Source organism: Burkholderia sp. 4M9327F10 (assembly GCF_005503145.1).
Lineage (GTDB): Bacteria > Pseudomonadota > Gammaproteobacteria > Burkholderiales > Burkholderiaceae > Paraburkholderia.
The window spans coordinates 1-19,825 of record NZ_SCNV01000079.1 but is presented as its reverse complement, the minus strand read 5'-3'; the positions used below and the strand labels follow the sequence as shown (position 1 = coordinate 19,825).

Genomic DNA, 19,825 nt, shown 5'->3' with positions numbered 1-19,825 from the left:
GCTGGCGAGCTGGCGCGATGCGTACAATGCGGGATTACCTATCATGCAGAGGCTTTCCGTATGGCGATGAAAAAAACCGACCTTGAGAAGAACAAGGCCCTCAAGCTGACCAATTCGATGAAGCAGGCGGGCGCCGACCGCTTCGGCAAGGCATCGGCCGCCGCCCCCGTGGTTGACCGCCGCGAGCAGCGCCGGCTCGACCAGGCACAGGGCCTCGTGCCGTTCGCCTGCAAGCTCAACGCCGAGCTCGTCGAAAAGCTGAAGGAACGCGCGGCCGCGCATCCTGAAGGCATGACCGGGCTGCTCACGGAAGTCATCAATCGCGGCCTCGCTGCCGACGCGTCGTAACGCGGCGCCGGTCAACGGCCGCTCATCACAGACCCGGCTCAAACGGGCCGAGCAGGGCGAGGTTCGACGCGATGCTGCGCCGTACCTCACCTCGTCTACGGACCCAGACCACCCATTGCTACGCACTGCTGATTCGATGCCTTGCACATAGGCGTCCTGTCACGACAATCCCCTACCCCGAGCAGGCCTTCTGCCGCCCGGCCCCCTCTCCGTCTACCGCCACAGTCCCGACACACAGGACTCTTGAGCAAGCCCCTCCTGTGCGTTCAAAAGAAATTTTCAGATTAGTAAGAATTCCCGTTGACTTGCCTTCATGGGCGCGCCTAAACTTCGCACGTTCAAACAAATGGGGCAAATGCCTTGGACAGTTGTAGTTGTCGATCTTCGATACCAATCTCTGCCTGACAGGCAGGACGTCCCGCGCTATAGCCCTTCTCTAGCCGCCGTCTTGCCAGCCAGGCAGACGGTGCGCGTCGCAGTACTTAGCAGTAGTCACACCGAGTACTTCCCCGTGCCCATTCACTGATATCGCTCTGGCGGTACGCGTCATTTCGCGCGTGCGCTTAGTGCTTTCAGCGCCACAGGTTTGCGCCTGCGGTGCGGCCCGTTCACGCCTTTCGTCAGCTTTGCGCTGAGCGGCGTGTGGATCAACACACCTGCGCAGTTTGCGCAAAGGAGGCCGTCATGCCTGACAGTGACTCTAGTCCCTCTTGTCACTCTTGCCGCTCCCGCGGCGATTCCAAGCTTGACGCGGGTAGCCATCGCGCTGCCTCACGCATCGTCTGACTCAAGGTCTGCCGCGTTCCTTCGGCCGCACTGCCCTCCGCTGGCGTGCCGCTCGCGAAACAGCCGGACCGCATTGTCAGGCCCTGTTTCAACTGCTTCTCCGGAGGATTCATCATGCATTTCGCACTCCTTGTTTCACAACTGCCGCACGTCGAGGAAGCACGCAACCACTACAACGAAATGCTTTCGCTGCAGCCGCACCACTATGCGCAGCGCACCGTCGCTGCGTTGCGCGCCGTCCTGCAAACGCTGAAGGCAATCGCGCACTGAACGGCGCGACCGATCGCGGCCGTCCGGCACACAAAGCCAATCCGTACACACCGGACGGACCGCGAGACTCGACAATCCAACCACCGGGAGAACTCACATGTCCACGCCATCGAACGTTTCACCACCACGCCCCGCCGTGCTCGAACGCACCGCAGTCCTGGACTCCGCTCACCTCGGCGACATCAAAGGTGCGTTCGGCACCATTGCGCGCCACGATACGGCCCCGCGTACCAACTGGTTCGCACGCCTACGCACGCTGCTTGCGATCCTCGGCCCCGGCCTGATCGTGATGGTCGGCGACAACGATGCCGGCGCCTTCGGCACCTACACGCAAGCGGGCCAGAACTACGGCACCACGCTGCTGTGGACGCTCCTTCTCCTGATTCCCGTCCTGTTCGTGAATCAGGAGATGGTGCTCCGCCTTGGCGCGGTCACGGGTGTCGGCCACGCCCGGCTGATCTTCGAGCGCTTCGGCAAGTTCTGGGGTGCGTTCAGCGTGATCGACCTGTTCATCCTCAACGCGCTCACGCTCGTCACCGAGTTCATCGGCATCACCTTTGCGCTCGATTATCTCGGAGTGCCGAAGATCCCTGGTGTGGTGATCGCCGCGCTTCTCACCGCAGCAGCGGTGAGTACCGGCAACTTCAGACGGTTCGAGCGCTTCGCCCTGGTCCTGTGTCTGTTGAGCCTCTTGCTGGTGCCGGTGCTGGTATCGATTCACCCGCCCGTCAGCCAGATCACGCGCGACTTCCTGATCCCTAACTGGCCCGCGAATTCGAAACTGAGCGACGTGATGCTGCTCGTGATCGGCATCGTCGGCACGACGGTCGCCCCGTGGCAACTGTTCTTCCAGCAAAGCTATGTGGTCGACAAGCGCATTACGCCGCGCTTCATGAAGTACGAAAAGGCTGACCTGTGGATCGGCATCGCCTTCGTGATGATCGGCGCGGTGGCGATGATTGCGTTCTGCGCCGCGCTGTTCGCAGGCCGTCCGGAATTCGGCAACTTCACCGATGCCGGTGGCGTGATCGTCGGACTCGACAAGTATGTCGGCAAGTGGCCCGCGGTGATTTTCGCGGTGGCGCTGCTGGATGCGTGCATCATCGGCGCGGCGGCGGTCTCGCTCTCCACTGCCTACGCGATCGGCGACGTCTTCAAGATCCGTCATTCGCTGCATCGTGGCGTGAGCGAAGCGAAGGGGTTCTATTTCGTGTACTTCGGCATCATCGCGTTCGCGGCGGCACTCGTGCTGATTCCGGGCAGCCCGCTCGGCCTGCTGACTGAAGCGGTACAGACTCTGGCCGGCGTGCTGCTGCCGAGCGCCACGGTGTTCCTGCTGCTGTTGTGCAACGATCGCGCTGTGCTCGGCCCGTGGGTCAACTCGATGAAGCTGAACATCTTCACCGGCGCAGTGATCTGGGTGCTGGTGATGCTGTCGATCATCCTGACAGCCTCGGTGATTTATCCGGATATCACCGGCGAAACGATCCTGGAAGTGCTCGCAGGCGGAACGGTGCTGGCGGTCGTGGCGGCAACGGGGCTGTTCCTGGTGCGCAAGCGCGGCGTCAATGCATGGGCCGATGCGCTCACGGCTTCACTGCAGAAAGACTCGCGCGACACGTGGCGCATGCCGCCACTCGCCGACCTGCCGCCGCCCAACCTGACGTTGAGCAAGCGCGTGTGGATGGGGGTGCTGCGCGGTTACCTGATCGTGGCTGTTGCGCTGGTGCTGGTGAAGGTCATCCAGGTAGCATTCCACTAAGGTCTTTGAGAAGACGCGGATTGCGCCCATGAAAAAAGGCCAGGGCGTTCGCTCTGGCCTTTCTACCTGCAATCCCCTCTCGGTCCTGTTACCCGCGCTGTATGCGGGTGCGTACCGGTGGGGCTCGCATGGGTGACAACACAAACCCAGGCTAGCTGGCTAGCTTAGTTCTGCGTGCCCTTGTCGTTCGTGCCGGCAGCCGATGCGGCTTCCGAAACCTTGGCACGCTTGCCATGCGTCTTCAGCTTCTTGTGATGCTTCGCGGGTTTTGCGGTGCTAGCTGCTGCGGCCGGTGCGGCTGCGTCGGATGCCTGTGCGAAAGCCTGAACGGACACCAGCGCGAGAGCTACGGTTGCGAGCGAGGCAATGACTTTTTTCATGTGTTAATCCCCAAACCTGAACGACTAAGAGTCAATGTGAATGAATGAGAACAGCATGGTGAAGCGGACATGACGACGTGGCGCCTGGCGGCTCCCCGCGGGGGAGTATTACGCAGCGTAGGGCGTTTGTCATCCCATATAACCCGATATGTATTTTCCGGGAGACAGGTTTCTTTCGTTCTCCCTTCAATCGTTCTACCATCACGGTCTGCAGTCCCGCCTGAGATGCTTCAGACCAGGTTGCGCAGCAGGCTGGCGGTCTCCTGCAAGGTCGGCAAGACCCGGTGTAGCGCGGCATTCGCCGATTCCTGACCAATCGGCATACTGACGCTGATTGCCGCCACCACCGAACCGTGCCGGTCGCGCAGCGGCACCGCCACGCCGCGCATGCCCAGTTCGAGTTGCTGATCGGTGACCACATAGCCATTGCGGCGTGCTTCAGCCAGCACTTCGCGAAGCTGCTCGATGGTGGAATAGGTTTGCGGCGTAAAGACCTTGATTTCGTATGACGCAAGCCACTGTTCGATATCGGCCGGCGCCTGGAAAGCCAGCAGGATCAGGCCGGCTGACGAGAGCGGCGCCGCGGCCCGCGAACCGAGTACGAAGCCAACCGCCATCGCGCGGTTCACGCCGTTGCGCGCCACGTAGACCACATCGTGTTCGTCGAGAATCGCCACTAGCGCAGTTTCCTGCACCGACGCCGTGATCCGCTGCAGGAACGGCTGCACGGTGCGCGGCAGGCGCGCCGAATCCAGATAGGACTGACCGAGGCGCAACACGCGTGGTGCAAGCCAGAACAGCTTGCCGTCGGTATCCACGTAGCCGAGTTCGCGCAGCGTCAGCAGATACCGGCGCGCTGCCGTGCGCGACAGCACCGCCCGGGCCGCGACCATGGTCGGCGTCATGCGCGCATGTTCCTCGTCAAACGCCTCGATGATCGCCAGCGCTTTCGCCGCTCCCGCGATCCAGTCTTTGTTGTCCATAGTCTCCGCCTGCGGTTCGTCGGCCGCTGTCCGCTCAGGATAGTGGTGTGTTTGCGCGATTATCGCGCAGGGCGGTTCTATGGAGGAAGGTCCTGCGTATCCAGATGGTAATGCGGCCGTGCTCGACGGCTATCTTCGCGACGCGATCGGCGCACACGCTCAATAGCCATACGCCGCTGAGAGCCCGCGCCGTAACAAGCGCAGCGACCACTCTGCCGGCGGCCGAGGCCACCGGCCGATTCAAGCCGCGCACTTCACCACGATTGCGCGAGTCCCAACCGTTCAGCCAGATCCTCGTTGGCCGCCTTGCGGCTATCCGCCGTGGGCGGAAACACGCACCAGCAACCGTCGTCATGCCTGAAAAAGAACAGGCCGCGCGCGCCGGCCGCCAGCGCGGTTTCGACCCGCACATAGCGCCGGCCACCCATGCGGGTACGGCTGAATTCAGTAACGCGAACGGGAATCGACGGGCCCGGAGCGAGCCATTTTTCGACCAGAAAACGCAGCGACTGCTCACCGGCGGTTCTCATGATCCCCTCCAGATGCGTTCGTCCTGCTGAACCTCGCGCGTTTCGTCAGCGCTTTCCGGGGCGGAGTCTTCTTCGGCTTCGGCCGCCGCGAGTTCCATGGCGCGGGTCGTCGCCGCGGCCCTCAACGTCCTGCAATGAGCAGAATGTCGGATGTCTGAGAGTAGACGGACAAGCTGTCGTGCTGTTCTGCGTTTCATCGCACACCCCCGCACTGCACAAGTATCTTGATAAAGCACTTTAACTTTATGCCTGGACGGTGCACTGCTGTATGGTTTTTGACTAAATAGCAACAGTCGCGATGGAAGTAGCGCACCCCGAAGGTCCGCACCGTCCGCCACCAATGTGCGCGCATTGGCGCACTGCAGTATGTGCGCTGGCGACCGCAACGTGCTGGATCGCAAGAGACGCTGAACGCGCGACGCCGCGTCGCAAAACTGCACCGTACATAACGGTTAAACGGCCCGCCGAAGGCGATCTTGAAGGGGGAGAAACACGGAGTTATCCACGCCGACCTCTGGACAACTCCGGGATAGCTGGACTAACAGCCTGTGCGCCGAATCTTGATAACCAGTGCGCGACTCGACACGGCGCCGAAGTTATCCTCGGCTCACCGCGTCTCTGCACGCGCGCCCCGTATTGTTATAGTTTTATTACAACGTTGACGCGACAGGAAATTTGCCACTTGTCCACAGGAAGCGCCCGTCCTTGTTAACTATTACTACATATATATACATATGAAGTAAAAGACTGGGGAAAACTGCGCACAACAGCAAAAAACCCCTCCACCGATCAACAGATGACCAGCGCAGCGTCCTTACGGGGTCGCGCCGGTCGAGCTGGCCGCCGGCGTCATGTCGGGACGGCCCAGGATATCCGGCTCTACGGGCGCTGCTGCGGCATTACCGGATATACCCGGAACCGCAGGCGTCTGGACAGGAACGTTCAACGCACTCGACGGTGGCGCCACCACCGGCGTGGTCGCCGGCACTGGCGCGGGTACGACCGGCACAGGCGCCGCAGCCGAAACCACCGCCGGAACAGGTGCAGGCAGCGGCAACGGCGTGCTCACGACATCGCTCGACTTGACCGGCACCGTGCGGACGACGGTCTGGAGATAGTGGTCGACAAGCCCAAAGAAACGATCGTAGAACTTGCCCGACGGGATCGTCTCGCTGGAAACTTTCACCATCTCGTCGTTGTTCGAGCGAATCGGCAGCGACACCGAGCCGAGCACGCTCAGGCCGACGCTTGCCGAGGTATCGCTTTTCTTGAGCGCGAAACCGTTCTGCACCGCATTCACGTAGACGATGCTGGTATCGCCGGTCTCTTCACCCGGCGTGCAGACCACGTGAAACTCCACCACGATGTGCGAATCGCCGCTGGGCTGGAAATTCTTCGAGCCGTCGACAGTGTCCGGGTGAGTCAAGGTCGTCATGTAACCCTGGCTCAGCAAGGCGCGGCGGGCGGCTTCGCAGGTGTCAGTGGTGCTTGCGTTGAAATTGTGGGCGAACGGGCTCGCGCCCGTATCGAACTGTTCCGTTTGAAATTTCGGCTGCTGCGGGCTCGAGCACGCAGCGAGGACGAGCAGCCCGGACAGCGAGGCCGCGGTAGCTTTGGAAAATGAGGTGCGCATGATTCCGGAAGGCAGACTACTTAACGTCGAATGGCATGCATTGTAGAGCGGTTGCCCTACAGAGCGAAAACAACCCGCAGGTGGGGTAACACGTTGATACAAAAAGCTTTGTAGGGCGTTCGTCAGGGCGGGATCAGCGCACCGGACGGCGCCTGGAATGACGGGCCAAGCGCCTCCACGCCGCCTTTCAGACTGACAACCGGGCCTCAGGAAACCAGAGATTCAGGGCGCGATCAGGATGCGCTCAGTATCCAGTCAAGGCGCCGAAGCTGGCGCAGCCGCCGACAGGCCGATCGAAGCGGGGTCTGATGCCGCGCTAGCCGACGGAATGAAAAACGACCGCGCGCCGCTGGCAGACGTGGGGCAGTTGTCGATCGCGTGAGCCTCGCAGGCAGCGGTTTGCGCGGCCGACGGCATCGCGTCGTCCGGTTTGCCAGCCACCCCGACTACAGGCGCAAAGGTCTGGACCCGCAGGCTGACCTTCTGCGCGTAAGCCAGCGAGCCACCGTAGCTCTTCAAGGCGAGGTTCAGATCGCCGCCCGCCGATTGCATATAGCCGTGCAGAATTGCGGAGCCCGCCTCGATATTGGCGTCCGGCTGCGTCAGGTCCTTGACGTTGCGCAGGAGTCCCTTGTGGGCGGCCGGCACGACCTGCATCAGGCCGGTGGCGCCACGCGGGCCTTTGGCCTTTTCCTTGAAACGGGACTCGATCGAGATGATCGCCAGCAGGAGAGCCGGCGGCAGCGAATATTTCTCCGCCGCAGTCTGCACCGCGCCGGAAATCTGCTCGGCTTTCGCTTTGGCAAGACCGAACTTCTGCGTCAGGTATTCCGAAATCCGGTCGTGTTCGCTCTCGTCCGCTATTGCGGTCTGCACGAGGCCCAGCGAAAGCATGATCAGACAGAGTATCCGGCTCATGAGCGGGTAACGTTCGAGAGGAGAAGGCCCGTATTATACCGGTGCCGAAAAAGTAGGCACCAATTCTTCAGAACATAGTCAACTCGACGAGAATCAGCGCTGCGAAAGCGGGCCACAGCGGAATGCAAAAAGGCGAGAAGCGAACGCGCCGGCCGCTTTCACACGACCGGCGTTACCCCGCCCCCTCACTTGCCCGGCTGGGCCTTGTACGGGTAGTCGTCGTTGAGCGTCGTCAGGAACGCCACGACATCGTCGATATCCCGCTCGCTCCACACCGGACGTTCACCGCGCTTGCTGGTAAGCGGCGCGTCGACGGTATCGACATTGATCCGCACGTCCGCGGGCAGATCGTCGAACTTGTCGACCTTGCCGTGACGATCGGTGGGATACCACTTCTCCGGATTGGTGTCGCGTTGCACGTAAAAACGCAGCGACTCCTTCAGCGAGTGGAAGCGTCCATTGTGGAAAAACACCTGACGTGTCGCCGTGTTGCGCAGCGACGGTGTCTTGAACAGACCGCAGTTGGCCTTGTCGCCCGACTGATCGGTACGCAGCGGGCCGCACAAACCCATATCGAAGTAATGCGGGTCCGCGTTCACCTTCAGCTCCGGATTGCGCGGCACGCCGAGCGCTTCGAAGTTGTAGTCGGTGAAAAGCGGGTGTGCGCCATTCACGCCTGACTGGTCGATATGGCAGGACGCGCAGTTGCCCTTGTCCGGATCGTCGAACAGCTTCTTGCCGCGCAGCTCGCTCGCGGTGAGCTGCACCTTGCCGTCCAGGTAGTAGTCGAACTTGCTGGTGTACGGGTGAAAGCTCGGATCTTCGAGCTCGAAGCGCTCGATCGCGTACATCGCCTGCGTGAACGCCTTGTGCGGATCAACGAAGATGTTCTGGCCAAATACCTCCTTGAAGCGCGCGGCATACGGCGCGTGCTCGAGTTTTTGCGCGAGCGCTACGGGATCCTTGTTGGCCATCTCGTTGGGATTGAACAACGGGAAAGTGGCCTGGTCGTGCAGGTAGTTGAAGCGCCCGTCCCAGCCGAAGCCGCCGACAGGCGCATTGTCCGTATCCTCGATCCGTTCCGAGAGGCTGGCTGCCTGTGCGTGAGTCCAGACCGGCGTGCGGTTCAGCACATAACGCAGGCTCGGCACAGCACGCGTGCCTTGCGAATGCAGGTCTGGGCCACCCAGTTGCGCCGCGAGACCATTAGGCGGCCCATAGGCGTGCGCAGGGCTATGGCAGCTCGCACAGGACATCTTGCCCGAGGCGGACAGCGACTGATCGAAGAACATCAGCTTGCCGAGCGCCGCCGCGTCGCTGTAGGTGGTGGCGGCAGAGCCAGCGGCCTGCGCCGAAGCAGCCACTGAGGCGCCCGGGGCCGCCCCCGCTGCCGGCGGCAGCAGAGCGGCGCTCACTAACGCGGCAAGCGCCGCGAATCGCGTTGCGGAAACAGCCATCGCTTAGAGGTTGGTGAAGATATCGTTGCCGAAGCCGACGAGTCCGGCCTGACCTGCATAACCAAGGTGGCCAAGCTGGAAGATGTCTTCAATGCTCTTGAGCATCGAGTAGTGGTTGTATTGCACTGTCGACACCGTGCCCGGCTTGATGAACTTCGAGATCATCACCGCGCCGGTCTGGTCGCCGCCGAAGCTCTGCTTGGTCAGCGTGATCGTGATCCCGCCGTAGGCCAGCGACGAAGTCTGCGGGAACGCCGCCAGGTTCGGGCCCGGCTGCTGGCTGCAGCAGCTCGTGCCGGCGAAGGTCAGATCTTCGCCAGTCGCCGATTTGGTCACCGTCGCGTAGCTGCTCTCGTCGAAGTTGATGATCAGCAAGCCGTCCTGCTGGAACGCCGGCGAGGCCGTGATAATCGGCACCCACTTCTGCAGGAACGTGTTGGCGCTCGTCAGTCCGCCCGGTTGGCCATTCACGCACGGCGAATCGTGGCCGTCGTCGCACAGGTTCGGCGTAATCAGGTTGAAGTTAGCGGTGGTCGCCACGGATTGAAGATCGGTCGTGAGCTTCGTCAGATTGACCACGTTCTGGCCGCAGTTCGGCGAATCGATGATCGAGTGGAAGTACATGAACGGGTCATGACGCGTCGCGTACTGGTCGCCCAGCGGCACGGCTGCACTCGGCGCTTCGGCGGTCTGCGTCAGATCGGTCGTATTGAGCGTCGGGTGGCCGCAGGTCGCGGCTTCGCGCGTCGGGTCGTTGCCCATGTCCTCTTCGTAGCCCCTCCACGTGTAGCCCGCTGCCGTCAACTGATCAGGCAGCGTCTTGACGCTGGCCGGGTAGACGCAACCGGTGCCGATCGCCTGGCCGTCCGGGGTCATGCCGGTGAGACTGAAGTCCTGATAGGTAATGCAGTCGTTGTCGGTGTCCATGGTCGGAGACTGACCACTCAGCATCGCGATGTAGTTGTCGAGACTCACGTGTCCCGTGCCGTAATACTGCTGCACGAGAGCGCCTTGCGAAGCAAGCGTCTGCGCCAGATAAGGCGCCTTGGTGCCTGCGCCGAAGGTGGTCGCATAGTTTTCGTTTTCGAGCGTGATCACGAAGACGTGGCGGATCTGTTGTTGCCCCGCCGAGATCGACGACGAACCGCAAGCCGCGACAATCAGACCGATGATGACTGCGGACAACGCCGCGAACAACGCGCGCATCCAGGTACGTTGAAACATGAGCCCCTCTTTGGTTTGAGTTTTGTTCGGGGGCCGACTTTAGGCAGCGCGTATGACGACGCCGTGAAATGAATATTGCGCTGGGAGATACCCATTATCGTCTGGTAAGCATGCTTACGATGTGGTATGCGAAGCAGTACAAGTGGCTCCAAATAGATGCGTACGCAACTATTTTTGAATGTATTTGAAACAATTCTTCTTTAACTCGCCAAGGACGAAACGCCGCTCACCACCGGCGAAACGATAGAGTGATGGGAGCACGTTTGCTCTCAGTCTTCGGTCACTCGCAACGGTGAAGCGGGCCTTGTATTGAGACTACAAAACTTCAGAACTGTGGGCTTCTTGCCACACGCTCAATCCGCTTTCAGGTTTGCGCGCCGCTAGCGAACCGAACCGCTCACGTGGCGGTCCTATACCAAAAATAGGTAACGAGTGATGTGACGTTACGGCATGACCAATGCACGATTCGAATTGACGCGCTTCTGGCGCGCTGTTAGCCCACAAGCGTCAACACGGCCGGATTCGGTAAGATGGATGTTCGGCTGCGCACCGGTGTTGATTCCCGGGTGCGCGGCCATATGTGATGAAGTTGATTAACGATCACGAGGCAGGCCGACAAGCATGATCAAACCCGAATTTTCCGAACCCGATAGCGCGCGTCCCGACCTGCTGTGTTTCCTCGTCGCGATCGCCGCGGCGTCGTACGCGCTGACCAATGAATGGCGGATGGACCACGTGGTCCAATGTTGCCGTCAGTGGCTGCAGAAGAACCAGTTGACGATGCATTGGCTCGACCGGGTGCGGATCGGGCAGCTTGCGCTGAAGATTGCCAGCAAGGACTTGCTGGACGCGGGCGTCGCGGTTCGACTGTCGAGCGTGCAGGCGCTGTTTACCAGTGAGATGGAACTCAATGGCGCAAGCACGATGGTGCAAAGGATGATGGTGTTGTGTAACGAGGCGCTTTGAGCTGGGCGGACTACGATGATTGTCGTTAACTACGAGGAAAAAACCACTCACCCGACTAGCGGCGTCGTGACTCACCAGGCGCTTGGCTCGGAAACACACGACAAAATCACGGAAGTTCTGCTACCCGGTGAGCCGAGCGCAACGGACCCTATCTTCTTCACGAAAAAGTTCTCGCAGAGAAGCGAATACCGTTGGGAAGTTGTCGAAGTAAGTCAGGATTATTCGCAGTCGCAAAAGACCTACCTCGTCACGCTATCCAAGCGCGAGCAGGTAAGGAAGGATTTTTACCTGAACAACATCCTCAAAGCGAAAAGGGTCGCGGCGAAGAAGATTTTGTTTCCGAACGCAATCGTCGAGGTCGAGTACGGCCATGCAATGGATGTCGGTGACGAGGACGGCGAAATCACATCGAACAAGCGGTACGTTGATTCAGTTCAACGTGGAAGCATGCCCAAGCGACGTCTCGCTATCGTGAACCAGATAATAGAGCGTCCCGATCAAGAACTGATTCAGGTCATTCCCATTTCGTCCAGGCGGCCCCTGAACAACGCTAGCAGCCTGCGAATGGTGGATGTTACCGACTGCCTATGCAACCTGGTCCACTATCAAAAGCAGAGTTGGGCCATTTGCGAGATGATCGAAACGGTCGCCCCTAGCCGAGTCATGGCGCCGTTGCGCAGGAAGCCCTCAGGCCCACACGGGCAGCCTGTTGAGCAGCGAGACATCGCGTTTGCAACGAAAATTTCTCCTTCGATGCGAAATGAGTTGCGCGACGCCTTGATGTACGCCGTCGCGCAGGAGTTCCGCGTAACAACAGCATCGGCACTGGACACGAAAATCGCCTCGGAAAAAGCTCTCCAGAAGCGGGTGGGCGACCTGAGCGACAAAGTGACAGTTCTTGAGGCGAACCTTGCAAACATCGCGGCGGGCCTAGATATGACGCTTGAGGCACTTTTGGCCGCCGTGATGAAATAGTCGAATCGCCGAAACAACCGTCATGACGTCGTGTCGACCTGCATGGTTGCTCGTCGCCGTAGAATCGGCTATACTTTTTGCGTGATGGTGGTGGGAACCGGACAGTAACGGCCACCGCGACGGCGCAGTTCCAAGCCCTACTGATGCAATACTTAGCAAGACAAAATCCGCCTTCATGGCGGATTTTGTTTTTTGGCGTCCGAAAGTCACCGGGACCGACCGGTTCCCAGCGACTTTCCTCTCACTCCACCGTCACCGACTTCGCCAGATTCCGCGGCTTATCGACATCCGTCCCCCGCGCGCAAGCCGTGTGATACGCCAGCAACTGCAGCGGCACCACGTGCAGAATCGGCGACAGCAACCCATAATGCTCCGGCATGCGGATCACATGCAGCCCTTCGTCATTGACGATGCGCGTATCCGAATCCGCGAACACATAAAGCTGACCGCCGCGCGCGCGTACTTCCTGAATATTCGACTTGAGCTTTTCGAGCAGCGCATCGTTCGGCGCCACCGTCACCACCGGCATCGCCTCGGTCACCAGCGCCAGCGGCCCGTGCTTCAACTCACCCGCTGGATAAGCCTCGGCATGGATATACGAAATCTCCTTGAGCTTCAGCGCGCCTTCCAGTGCAATCGGATAATGCAAACCACGTCCAAGGAACAACGCGTTTTCCTTGCGTGAAAACTCTTCCGACCACGCAATGATCTGCGGCTCCAGCGCCAGCACGCTGTTGAGCGCCGCCGGCAAATGCCGCAACTGTTTGATGTAATCCGCTTCCTGCGCCGCGCTCACATGGCCGCGCAGTTTGCCGAGCGTCACCGCCAGCACGAACAGCGCCACCAGTTGCGTCGTAAAGGCCTTGGTCGATGCCACACCAATCTCGCGGCCCGCGTGGGTCAGGAACGAGAACTCGGTCTGCCGCACCATCGCGCTCGTGCCGACGTTGCACACAGCCAGCGTATGCTGATGCCCAAGCGACTGCGCGTGCTTGAGCGCCGCCAGCGTATCGGCCGTCTCACCCGACTGCGAGATCACCACCACCAGCGCCTTCGGATTCGGCACCGACTCGCGATAGCGATACTCGCTCGCAATCTCCACCTGGGTCGGAATCTTCGCGACCGACTCAAGCCAGTACTTCGCCGTCAGCCCCGAGTAATAGCTCGTGCCGCAAGCGAGAATCAGCAGGCTGTCGATACCCGCGAGCACCTTCTGCGCACCTTCGCCGAACAGCGAGGCATCGAAGGTTTCAGCTTGCGGGATCGTGTCGGTAATCGCACGCGGCTGCTCGAAGATTTCCTTCTGCATGAAGTGGCGATACGGTCCAAGTTCGACCGCGCCGCCATACGCCGCAACCTGGCGCACGTCACGTTCCACGTTGTTGCCGTCACGGTCCGCAATGCGCACGCGTTCGAGCGTCAGTTCGCACACGTCGCCTTCTTCGAGGAAGATGAAGTGTTCGGTGCTGCCGGCAAGCGCCAGCGCATCCGACGCGAGGAAGTTTTCACCCTGCCCCAGCCCGACGACGAGCGGTGAACCCTGGCGTGCGCCCACCACCGTGTGCGGCTGATCCTTATGCAGCACCGCGATCGCGTACGCACCATGCAACTGCTTCACCGCCGCGCGCACCGCCGAGAACAGATCGCCCTGATACAGGCTATGCACCAGATGCGCGATCACTTCCGTATCGGTCTGCGAGACGAATTCGTAGCCCTTGCCGCGCAGCGTCTCACGCAGCGCTTCGTAATTCTCGATGATGCCGTTGTGGACCAGCGCCAGCGCGTTGCTCGAGAAAATCGGGTGGGCGTTGTCCGTGACCGGCGCGCCATGCGTGGCCCAGCGCGTGTGGGCAATCCCCGTGACGCCCTCGAGATGGTTCTCGCGCACCTGCTCGTCGAGATCCGCGACGCGGGCGACGCTGCGCGCGCGCTGCGGTTCGCCGTTGGCGAGTACGGCGACGCCGCACGAATCGTAGCCGCGATATTCGAGGCGACGCAGTCCTTCGATCAGGACGGGAACGATATTACGTTGCGCAACCGCGCCAACAATGCCGCACATAGATTCTTGATCCTTAGCAGGGAGTGGGGTTCAAGGCGTGCAAGGGCCGCTGCACGCCGGATACCCTTCAGCTTTTCTTTTTGGCCGGACGGACGAAGCCTGTCTTGCTCGTCTGGGTCTTGTCGTTGAGCACCAGCACATTTTCGCCGACATCCTTCCAGACCGTCGTACCCGCGGCAATCGTTACGCCACGTCCGACGCGCACCGGCGCGACAAATTGCGTATCCGAGCCGACGAACACATCGTCTTCGATAACGGTGCGATGCTTGTTCGCACCGTCGTAATTGCAGGTGATGGTGCCCGCGCCGATGTTCACCCGCGCGCCGATTTCCGCGTCGCCGATATAGGTCAGGTGGCCCGCCTTCGAGCCATGGCCGATCACCGCATTCTTCACTTCGACGAAATTGCCGACGTGCGACTCGTCCTGCAGCGACGCTCCTGGCCGCAGCCGGGCATACGGTCCGAGCCCCACGTTCGCGCCGATTGCGGCGCCTTCGATATGCGTGAACGCTTCGACCCGCGAGCCTGCGCCGATCGTCGCATCGCGGATCACGCAGTTCGGTCCGATACTCACGTTATCCGCGAGCGTCACGTGCCCTTCGAACACGCAGTTCACGTCGATCGACACATCGCGACCGCATTCGAGCGTGCCACGCACGTCAATACGCGCCGGGTCGGCCAGCGTCACGCCTGCCACCAGCAGGGCTTCGGCGACGTTGTGCTGATGGACGCGTTCCAGTTCGGCCAACTGCTGCTTGCTGTTGACGCCGAGCGTTTCCCACTCCTCATCCGGTTGCGCGCTCACCACCTCGAAACCGGCCTCGATGGCACGCTCGACCACATCGGTCAGGTAGAACTCGCCCTGCGCGTTGTCGTTCTTCAGCGCGGCGAGCCACATGCCGAGCTGTGCGGTAGGGGTCACCACAATGCCGGTGTTGATCTCGGCAATACGCAGCTGTTCGGGCGTCGCATCTTTCTGCTCGACGATGCGCACCACGCAGCCCGTCTGGTCGCGCACGATGCGCCCATACCCCGAAGGATCGTCGAGCGTCACCGTGAGCACCCCATAGCAGCCTTCCGCGGCGCTATCGACGAGACGCTTGAGCGTGCTGGCGCGGGTGAGCGGCACGTCGCCGTAGAGCACCAGCGTCGGCACGGTGGGGTCGAGCAGCGGCAGGGCCTGCTGCACCGCGTGCCCGGTGCCGAGCTGCTGCTCCTGCACGGCAAACAGCACGTCAGGCGCGGCGACTGCCGCGCGCACAGCGTCGCCGCCATGGCCGATCACCACGACGAGCCGGGAAGGCTTGAGCGTGCGAGCGGTGTCGATGACGTGAGACAGGAGCGGCTGGCCAGCCAGAGAATGGAGCACCTTGGGCAGCGCAGAGCGCATGCGCTTACCGGTGCCTGCCGCCAAAATCACGATGTTCATGGCGTCGGCGAGGAGACGAGTTTGGAGCCTGCAATTCTAGCATGCGGCCCATGGTGGCAAAGCAGGCTCCCGGAGCTGGGCGGGCGGCCTGCAAGCCCCGCAGCGCCTGGCTCGCGGGGCTCATCGAAGCAGCAACGGCGTGATGTCAAAGATCGTCAAACTGCACGATCGAAATCGGCTTTGCCCCATTAAGCGGAGCGCCCTCTTCGGAACCGGTCGAGCACGGTTCTTCGTCGAAGGCGATATCGCCGTGCGGATCGGCCTCGCCGCTCGCGCGCAGCCCGGCGAACGGGAACAGCTTGTGATCCATCAGATGCGACGGCACGATGTTCGACAGCGCGTTGAACATATTGTCGACGCGGCCCGGGAAGCGCTTGTCCCAATCACGGATCAGCGCCTTCATTTCCGCGCGTTTCAGGTTGGGCTGGCTGCCGCACAGGTTGCACGGAATGATCGGAAATTCGCGTAACTCCGCGTATTTCTCCAGATCGGTTTCCTTCACGTAGGCGAGCGGCCGGATCACGATGTTCTTGCCGTCATCCGATTGCAGCTTGGGCGGCATGCCCTTCAGCTTGCCGCCGTAGAACAGGTTCAGCAGCAGCGTCTGCAGGATGTCGTCGCGATGGTGGCCCAGCGCGATCTTGGTGGCGCCCAGTTCCCCCGCCACGCGGTACAGGATGCCGCGGCGCAGCCGCGAGCACAGCGAGCAGGTGGTCTTGCCCTCCGGCACCAGCCGCTTGACGATGCTGTAGGTGTCCTGGTTCTCGATATGGAACGGGATATCCAGTTGCTTCAGGTACTCCGGCAGCACGTGCTCCGGAAAGCCCGGCTGCTTCTGGTCGAGATTGACCGCGACGATGTCGAAGTTGATCGGCGCGCGTTCGCGCAGGCGCATCAGCACGTCGAGCATCGCGTAGCTATCCTTGCCGCCCGACAGGCAGACCATCACCTTGTCGCCTTCCTCGATCATGTTGAAGTCGCCGATCGCCTGCCCGACCAGGCGCGCGAGGCGCTTGAAGAGCTTGTTGTTCTCGTAGGCTTCTTTCTGCTCGCGGCGCGTAAGTGCGGGCTTGGCGGGCCGTTCGGCGCTCGTCGCGGCGCCCTCGCCGGCCGCCAGGCCCTGAGCCGTCGCGGCGCTCAGGATGTCAGGAGCGTTCATGGCTCAATCCTCTTTGATACGGAAGACTTCGACGCCCACCGCGTCGCAGTCCGGATAAACGTCCGGCTTCTCCGTGGACACGCGGGCCGCGCGCACCTGCGGGTGCGCGAGCAGCGCGCTCACGAGATCGTCGCAGAGCGTTTCCTGCAGATGAATGTGACCGCGTTCGACGCGGCGCGCGATGGTGGCGCGCATGAAATCGTAGTCGACGACTTCGCGCAGCTTGTCTTCGACGGGGGTCGAGAGCGCGAGCGGTACGAACAATTCGACGTTGATCACGACGCGCTGCTCGCCGCGCTTTTCGAAGTCATGCACGCCGATATTGATGTGCACTTCGTAATTGCGCAAAAAAAGCCGGCGGCAATCGGCTAGCCGGGGGTGCGAAAGAGCGGCAAACATGGTCGTTCCAGTCAAAAAAGGCGTGCGGGGCACGCAAAGGGGCACATCAAGGCACAACGGCCCTCACAGGCCGTGCGCGTTCAGACGCCCGTCAAAAACATCACGTCGCGGGGGGACGGCACGAGGTGCTGACCACCGTCGACAACCAGCGTCGTTCCGGTCACGCCCGCCGCCTCAGCCAGATACAGCGCGGCGGCGACGATATCCTCGGGCCGCGACGCACGGCCGAGCGGGGTGACACGATGAGCTTCGGCAAAACCTTCCGGCGTCTGATCGCCGGACTGCAGCGTCAGGCCGGGCGCGAGCCCCACCACGCGCAGCTTGGGCGCGAGCGCCTGGGCAAGCGCAACGGTAGCCGTCTGCAACGCCGCCTTGGACAGCGTATAGGACAGGTAATCCGGATTCATGTTGTACAGCTTCTGGTCCAGCACATTCACGACCACGGCGCGCAGCGTTTCGTCGCTGCGGGCGGCTTCGGGCGTGGCCTCGTACAGCGTACGCGCCAGCACCAGCGGCGCGCCGAGATTGATGGCCGTATGGGCCAACAGACGCTCGTACCCGACGTCCCGGGCGGTATCTTCGTCGAACTGGGAGGCATTGTTGACGATACATACCGGCCGCCCAAGCGCCGCCGTACAGTCCGGCACGAGCCGGGCGACCTCGGCCTCGAGCGCCAGATCCGCCTGCAACGCGACCGCCCGGCGGCCGAGAGCGGCGATTTCGGCGACCACCTCGTCCGCTTGCGCCTTCGATTTCCCGTAATGCACGGCCACGTCCCAGCCCCGGCTGGCAAAGCCGAGCGCGAGCGCGCGGCCGATCCGCCGGGCGGCGCCGGTAATCAGGACGACCCGCGGCACGGCGGCCGGACGGGCGTGGACTGCGGAAGTGTCGGGGGAGACGGTCATTTACAATACGCGGATGAATCCGAAAGCTCACCAACCCGATAGTTTACCTGCTCCCGGCCCGAGCGCGCTTGCGCAGTCGGAGGCGCTGTCCGCGCAGATTCGCACGGAGATCGCGCAAGCCGGCGGCTGGCTGCCGTTCGACCGCTATATGGAGCAGGCCTTATACGCACCGGGACTGGGCTACTACGGCGGCGGATCGATCAAATTCGGCCGCCGTCCGGAGGACGGCAGCGACTTCGTGACGGCGCCGGAGCTGTCGCCGCTGTTCGCCGCGACGCTGGCGCGCCCGGTCGCGCAGGCGCTGGAAGCGAGCGGCACCCGCCACGTGATGGAATTCGGCGCCGGCACGGGCAAGCTGGCGGCGGGCATCCTCAACGCACTGGACGAATTGGGCGCGCCGTTCGAAACGTATTCGATCGTGGACCTGTCCGGCGAATTGCGCGAACGGCAACGCGAGACGATCGAAGCGCAGGCGCCGTCGCTCGCGGCGCGCGTGCGCTGGCTGGATGCGTTGCCGGAGCAATTCGAAGGGGTGGTCATCGGCAACGAGGTATTGGATGCGATGCCGGTGCGGCTCTTCGTGTGTTCAGGGGATGCCTGGCAGGAACGCGGCGTGACGCTTGGAGACAACGGGTCCGGGTTCACGTTCGCCGACAGGCCGGTGAGCGGACCGCAGGACGTCGAGTTTCTGAACAGTCTCGAAGTGGACGGAACGTACGTGACGGAGACGCACGACGCGGCGCGGGCCTTTACGCGGACGATCTGCACAATGCTGACGCGAGGCGCGGCGTTGCTGATCGACTATGGATTTCCGCGCCACGAGTACTACCACGTACAGCGTGAGCAGGGAACGTTGATGTGCCACTACCGGCACCGCGCGCATGGCGATCCGTTTTTGTATCCGGGCTTGCAGGACATTACGGCGCACGTGGAGTTTACGGGCATCGCCGAGGCGGGTGTGGATACTGGAGCGGATTTGCTGGGGTATACATCGCAGGCGCGGTTTCTGTTGAACGCGGGGATTACCGAGGTGCTGGGGGCGATTAACCCGACGGATACCACGCGTTTTTTGCCTGCGGCGAATGCGGTGCAGAAGTTGTTGTCCGAGGCGGAGATGGGTGAGCTGTTCAAGGTGATAGCGTTTTCGCGAGGCATTGACGAGACGCTCGATGCGTTTGCGAGTGGGGATAGGACGCATACGCTTTGAACCCGTTCGGGTTCGGGGACAGTTCTGGCTGGGTTTGCAACTCCGTTGGGGGAGCGCGATGATTCGGTGGTTGTTGACTACGTTTGTCGCCGTGGCCATTTTGTCGGGGTCCTGGCCGTGGCTCAGGAAGTTTGGGATTGGGCGGATGCCCGGGGATGTCACGCTCAGGATGTTCGGGAGGGAGTATCCGTTTCCTTTTATGTCTACTCTCGTTTTGACTATGGTTTTGGCTTTTTTGGTTAAGGTTTTGTAGTGGGTTTTTTTGCCTGGGCGGCGCTTTGCTGGTTGTTCTTGTGGTGTTGGCCTTTCCTTGTTGTCTTATTGGTTTATTAGCGTTGCCCCTGTGCGGGGCGGCATGAAGTGGTCAAGTAATGCTGGACACTTTTTCCGCCTTCCACCTTTTCTGCATGGTGAGCTCATATTCGGCAGGTGGCA

Annotated in this window: 19 protein-coding genes; 7 read left to right on the top strand and 12 right to left on the bottom strand. The window is 61.6% G+C overall.

All coding sequences use genetic code 11. The features are described from left to right. Window positions 1-60 precede the first annotated feature (60 nt). The 3 genes from FFS45_RS37470 to FFS45_RS37465 all read left to right on the top strand — a co-directional run bounded on the left by FFS45_RS37470 (window position 61) and on the right by FFS45_RS37465 (window position 3,166). Window positions 61-348 carry a hypothetical protein gene (locus FFS45_RS37470; RefSeq protein ID WP_137959677.1) on the top strand — a complete coding sequence of 96 codons (288 nt, stop codon included), beginning with the start codon at window positions 61-63 and terminating at the stop codon, window positions 346-348. Between the two features lie 900 nt (window positions 349-1,248). Continuing rightward, the gene (locus FFS45_RS42010) at window positions 1,249-1,404 is read left to right on the top strand and encodes a hypothetical protein (RefSeq protein WP_171029867.1); all 156 of its coding nucleotides are present in this window, start codon (window positions 1,249-1,251) and stop codon (window positions 1,402-1,404) included. A 97-nt stretch (window positions 1,405-1,501) separates the two neighbouring features. Next, window positions 1,502-3,166, top strand: coding sequence for an Nramp family divalent metal transporter (locus FFS45_RS37465; protein WP_137959676.1), 1,665 nt, complete (start codon window positions 1,502-1,504; stop codon window positions 3,164-3,166). Between the two features lie 164 nt (window positions 3,167-3,330). Here the strand turns inward: FFS45_RS37465 and FFS45_RS37460 are convergent, their stop codons facing one another. From FFS45_RS37460 to FFS45_RS37430, 7 genes are all read right to left on the bottom strand, one after another. Beyond that, complete coding sequence (locus FFS45_RS37460; protein WP_137959675.1) at window positions 3,331-3,546, bottom strand: hypothetical protein; 216 nt, start codon at window positions 3,544-3,546, stop codon at window positions 3,331-3,333. Between the two features lie 230 nt (window positions 3,547-3,776). Beyond that, window positions 3,777-4,529 carry an IclR family transcriptional regulator C-terminal domain-containing protein gene (locus FFS45_RS37455; RefSeq protein ID WP_137959674.1) on the bottom strand — a complete coding sequence of 251 codons (753 nt, stop codon included), beginning with the start codon at window positions 4,527-4,529 and terminating at the stop codon, window positions 3,777-3,779. Window positions 4,530-4,783: 254 nt separating this feature from the next. Next, window positions 4,784-5,059 (bottom strand): hypothetical protein, encoded by a 276-nt coding sequence (locus FFS45_RS37450; RefSeq protein WP_137959673.1) that lies wholly within the window; start codon window positions 5,057-5,059, stop codon window positions 4,784-4,786. A gap of 814 nt (window positions 5,060-5,873) precedes the next feature. Continuing rightward, on the bottom strand, window positions 5,874-6,692 hold the full coding sequence (locus FFS45_RS37445) for a DUF2242 domain-containing protein (protein WP_137959672.1): 819 nt from the start codon (window positions 6,690-6,692) through the stop codon (window positions 5,874-5,876). A 255-nt stretch (window positions 6,693-6,947) separates the two neighbouring features. Further along, window positions 6,948-7,610 carry a transglycosylase SLT domain-containing protein gene (locus FFS45_RS37440; RefSeq protein WP_137959671.1) on the bottom strand — a complete coding sequence of 221 codons (663 nt, stop codon included), beginning with the start codon at window positions 7,608-7,610 and terminating at the stop codon, window positions 6,948-6,950. Window positions 7,611-7,795: 185 nt separating this feature from the next. Then, on the bottom strand, window positions 7,796-9,067 hold the full coding sequence (locus FFS45_RS37435; RefSeq protein ID WP_137959670.1) for a cytochrome c peroxidase: 1,272 nt from the start codon (window positions 9,065-9,067) through the stop codon (window positions 7,796-7,798). Window positions 9,068-9,070: 3 nt separating this feature from the next. Next, a complete protein-coding gene (locus tag FFS45_RS37430) occupies window positions 9,071-10,291 on the bottom strand; it encodes an alkaline phosphatase family protein (protein ID WP_249363092.1) in 1,221 nt (406 codons plus the stop codon). Window positions 10,292-10,912: 621 nt separating this feature from the next. On the opposite strand from FFS45_RS37430, the gene FFS45_RS37425 reads away from it, so the two are divergent. Continuing rightward, the gene (locus tag FFS45_RS37425) at window positions 10,913-11,257 is read left to right on the top strand and encodes a hypothetical protein (protein ID WP_137959669.1); all 345 of its coding nucleotides are present in this window, start codon (window positions 10,913-10,915) and stop codon (window positions 11,255-11,257) included. A gap of 15 nt (window positions 11,258-11,272) precedes the next feature. After that, window positions 11,273-12,232, top strand: coding sequence for a type II toxin-antitoxin system PemK/MazF family toxin (locus FFS45_RS37420; protein WP_137959668.1), 960 nt, complete (start codon window positions 11,273-11,275; stop codon window positions 12,230-12,232). 241 nt (window positions 12,233-12,473) lie between these two features. On the opposite strand, the gene glmS is transcribed toward FFS45_RS37420, so the two are convergent. The 5 genes from glmS to FFS45_RS37395 all read right to left on the bottom strand — a co-directional run bounded on the left by glmS (window position 12,474) and on the right by FFS45_RS37395 (window position 18,183). Then, window positions 12,474-14,291, bottom strand: a complete 1,818-nt coding sequence (gene glmS, locus FFS45_RS37415; RefSeq protein ID WP_137959667.1) for a glutamine--fructose-6-phosphate transaminase (isomerizing) — start codon at window positions 14,289-14,291, stop codon at window positions 12,474-12,476. 67 nt (window positions 14,292-14,358) lie between these two features. Then, on the bottom strand, window positions 14,359-15,720 hold the full coding sequence (gene glmU, locus FFS45_RS37410; RefSeq protein ID WP_137959666.1) for a bifunctional UDP-N-acetylglucosamine diphosphorylase/glucosamine-1-phosphate N-acetyltransferase GlmU: 1,362 nt from the start codon (window positions 15,718-15,720) through the stop codon (window positions 14,359-14,361). 145 nt (window positions 15,721-15,865) lie between these two features. Next, a complete protein-coding gene (ttcA, locus tag FFS45_RS37405) occupies window positions 15,866-16,879 on the bottom strand; it encodes a tRNA 2-thiocytidine(32) synthetase TtcA (RefSeq protein WP_137959665.1) in 1,014 nt (337 codons plus the stop codon). 3 nt (window positions 16,880-16,882) lie between these two features. Beyond that, entirely contained in the window at window positions 16,883-17,278 is a 396-nt protein-coding gene (locus FFS45_RS37400; RefSeq protein ID WP_137959664.1) for a dihydroneopterin aldolase, read from the bottom strand. 80 nt (window positions 17,279-17,358) lie between these two features. Continuing rightward, entirely contained in the window at window positions 17,359-18,183 is an 825-nt protein-coding gene (locus FFS45_RS37395) for an SDR family oxidoreductase (protein ID WP_137959663.1), read from the bottom strand. A 13-nt stretch (window positions 18,184-18,196) separates the two neighbouring features. Here FFS45_RS37395 and FFS45_RS37390 point away from each other — a divergent pair, with 13 nt between their 5' ends. Together FFS45_RS37390 and FFS45_RS37385 are read left to right on the top strand one after the other, a co-directional pair. Then, window positions 18,197-19,390, top strand: a complete 1,194-nt coding sequence (locus tag FFS45_RS37390) for an SAM-dependent methyltransferase (RefSeq protein ID WP_137959662.1) — start codon at window positions 18,197-18,199, stop codon at window positions 19,388-19,390. A gap of 58 nt (window positions 19,391-19,448) precedes the next feature. Beyond that, on the top strand, window positions 19,449-19,643 hold the full coding sequence (locus FFS45_RS37385) for a DUF2905 domain-containing protein (RefSeq protein ID WP_137959661.1): 195 nt from the start codon (window positions 19,449-19,451) through the stop codon (window positions 19,641-19,643). The last annotated feature ends 182 nt before the right edge of the window (window positions 19,644-19,825 follow it).

Coding starts and splice junctions, on each gene's coding strand:
- FFS45_RS37470 (WP_137959677.1), top strand. CDS start 61: ATGGCGATGAAAAAAACCGACCTTGAGAAGAACAAGGCCCTCAAGCTG.
- FFS45_RS42010 (WP_171029867.1), top strand. CDS start 1,249: ATGCATTTCGCACTCCTTGTTTCACAACTGCCGCACGTCGAGGAAGCA.
- FFS45_RS37465 (WP_137959676.1), top strand. CDS start 1,502: ATGTCCACGCCATCGAACGTTTCACCACCACGCCCCGCCGTGCTCGAA.
- FFS45_RS37460 (WP_137959675.1), bottom strand. CDS start 3,546: ATGAAAAAAGTCATTGCCTCGCTCGCAACCGTAGCTCTCGCGCTGGTG.
- FFS45_RS37455 (WP_137959674.1), bottom strand. CDS start 4,529: ATGGACAACAAAGACTGGATCGCGGGAGCGGCGAAAGCGCTGGCGATC.
- FFS45_RS37450 (WP_137959673.1), bottom strand. CDS start 5,059: ATGAGAACCGCCGGTGAGCAGTCGCTGCGTTTTCTGGTCGAAAAATGG.
- FFS45_RS37445 (WP_137959672.1), bottom strand. CDS start 6,692: ATGCGCACCTCATTTTCCAAAGCTACCGCGGCCTCGCTGTCCGGGCTG.
- FFS45_RS37440 (WP_137959671.1), bottom strand. CDS start 7,610: ATGAGCCGGATACTCTGTCTGATCATGCTTTCGCTGGGCCTCGTGCAG.
- FFS45_RS37435 (WP_137959670.1), bottom strand. CDS start 9,067: ATGGCTGTTTCCGCAACGCGATTCGCGGCGCTTGCCGCGTTAGTGAGC.
- FFS45_RS37430 (WP_249363092.1), bottom strand. CDS start 10,291: ATGTTTCAACGTACCTGGATGCGCGCGTTGTTCGCGGCGTTGTCCGCA.
- FFS45_RS37425 (WP_137959669.1), top strand. CDS start 10,913: ATGATCAAACCCGAATTTTCCGAACCCGATAGCGCGCGTCCCGACCTG.
- FFS45_RS37420 (WP_137959668.1), top strand. CDS start 11,273: ATGATTGTCGTTAACTACGAGGAAAAAACCACTCACCCGACTAGCGGC.
- glmS (WP_137959667.1), bottom strand. CDS start 14,291: ATGTGCGGCATTGTTGGCGCGGTTGCGCAACGTAATATCGTTCCCGTC.
- glmU (WP_137959666.1), bottom strand. CDS start 15,720: ATGAACATCGTGATTTTGGCGGCAGGCACCGGTAAGCGCATGCGCTCT.
- ttcA (WP_137959665.1), bottom strand. CDS start 16,879: ATGAACGCTCCTGACATCCTGAGCGCCGCGACGGCTCAGGGCCTGGCG.
- FFS45_RS37400 (WP_137959664.1), bottom strand. CDS start 17,278: ATGTTTGCCGCTCTTTCGCACCCCCGGCTAGCCGATTGCCGCCGGCTT.
- FFS45_RS37395 (WP_137959663.1), bottom strand. CDS start 18,183: ATGACCGTCTCCCCCGACACTTCCGCAGTCCACGCCCGTCCGGCCGCC.
- FFS45_RS37390 (WP_137959662.1), top strand. CDS start 18,197: ATGAATCCGAAAGCTCACCAACCCGATAGTTTACCTGCTCCCGGCCCG.
- FFS45_RS37385 (WP_137959661.1), top strand. CDS start 19,449: ATGATTCGGTGGTTGTTGACTACGTTTGTCGCCGTGGCCATTTTGTCG.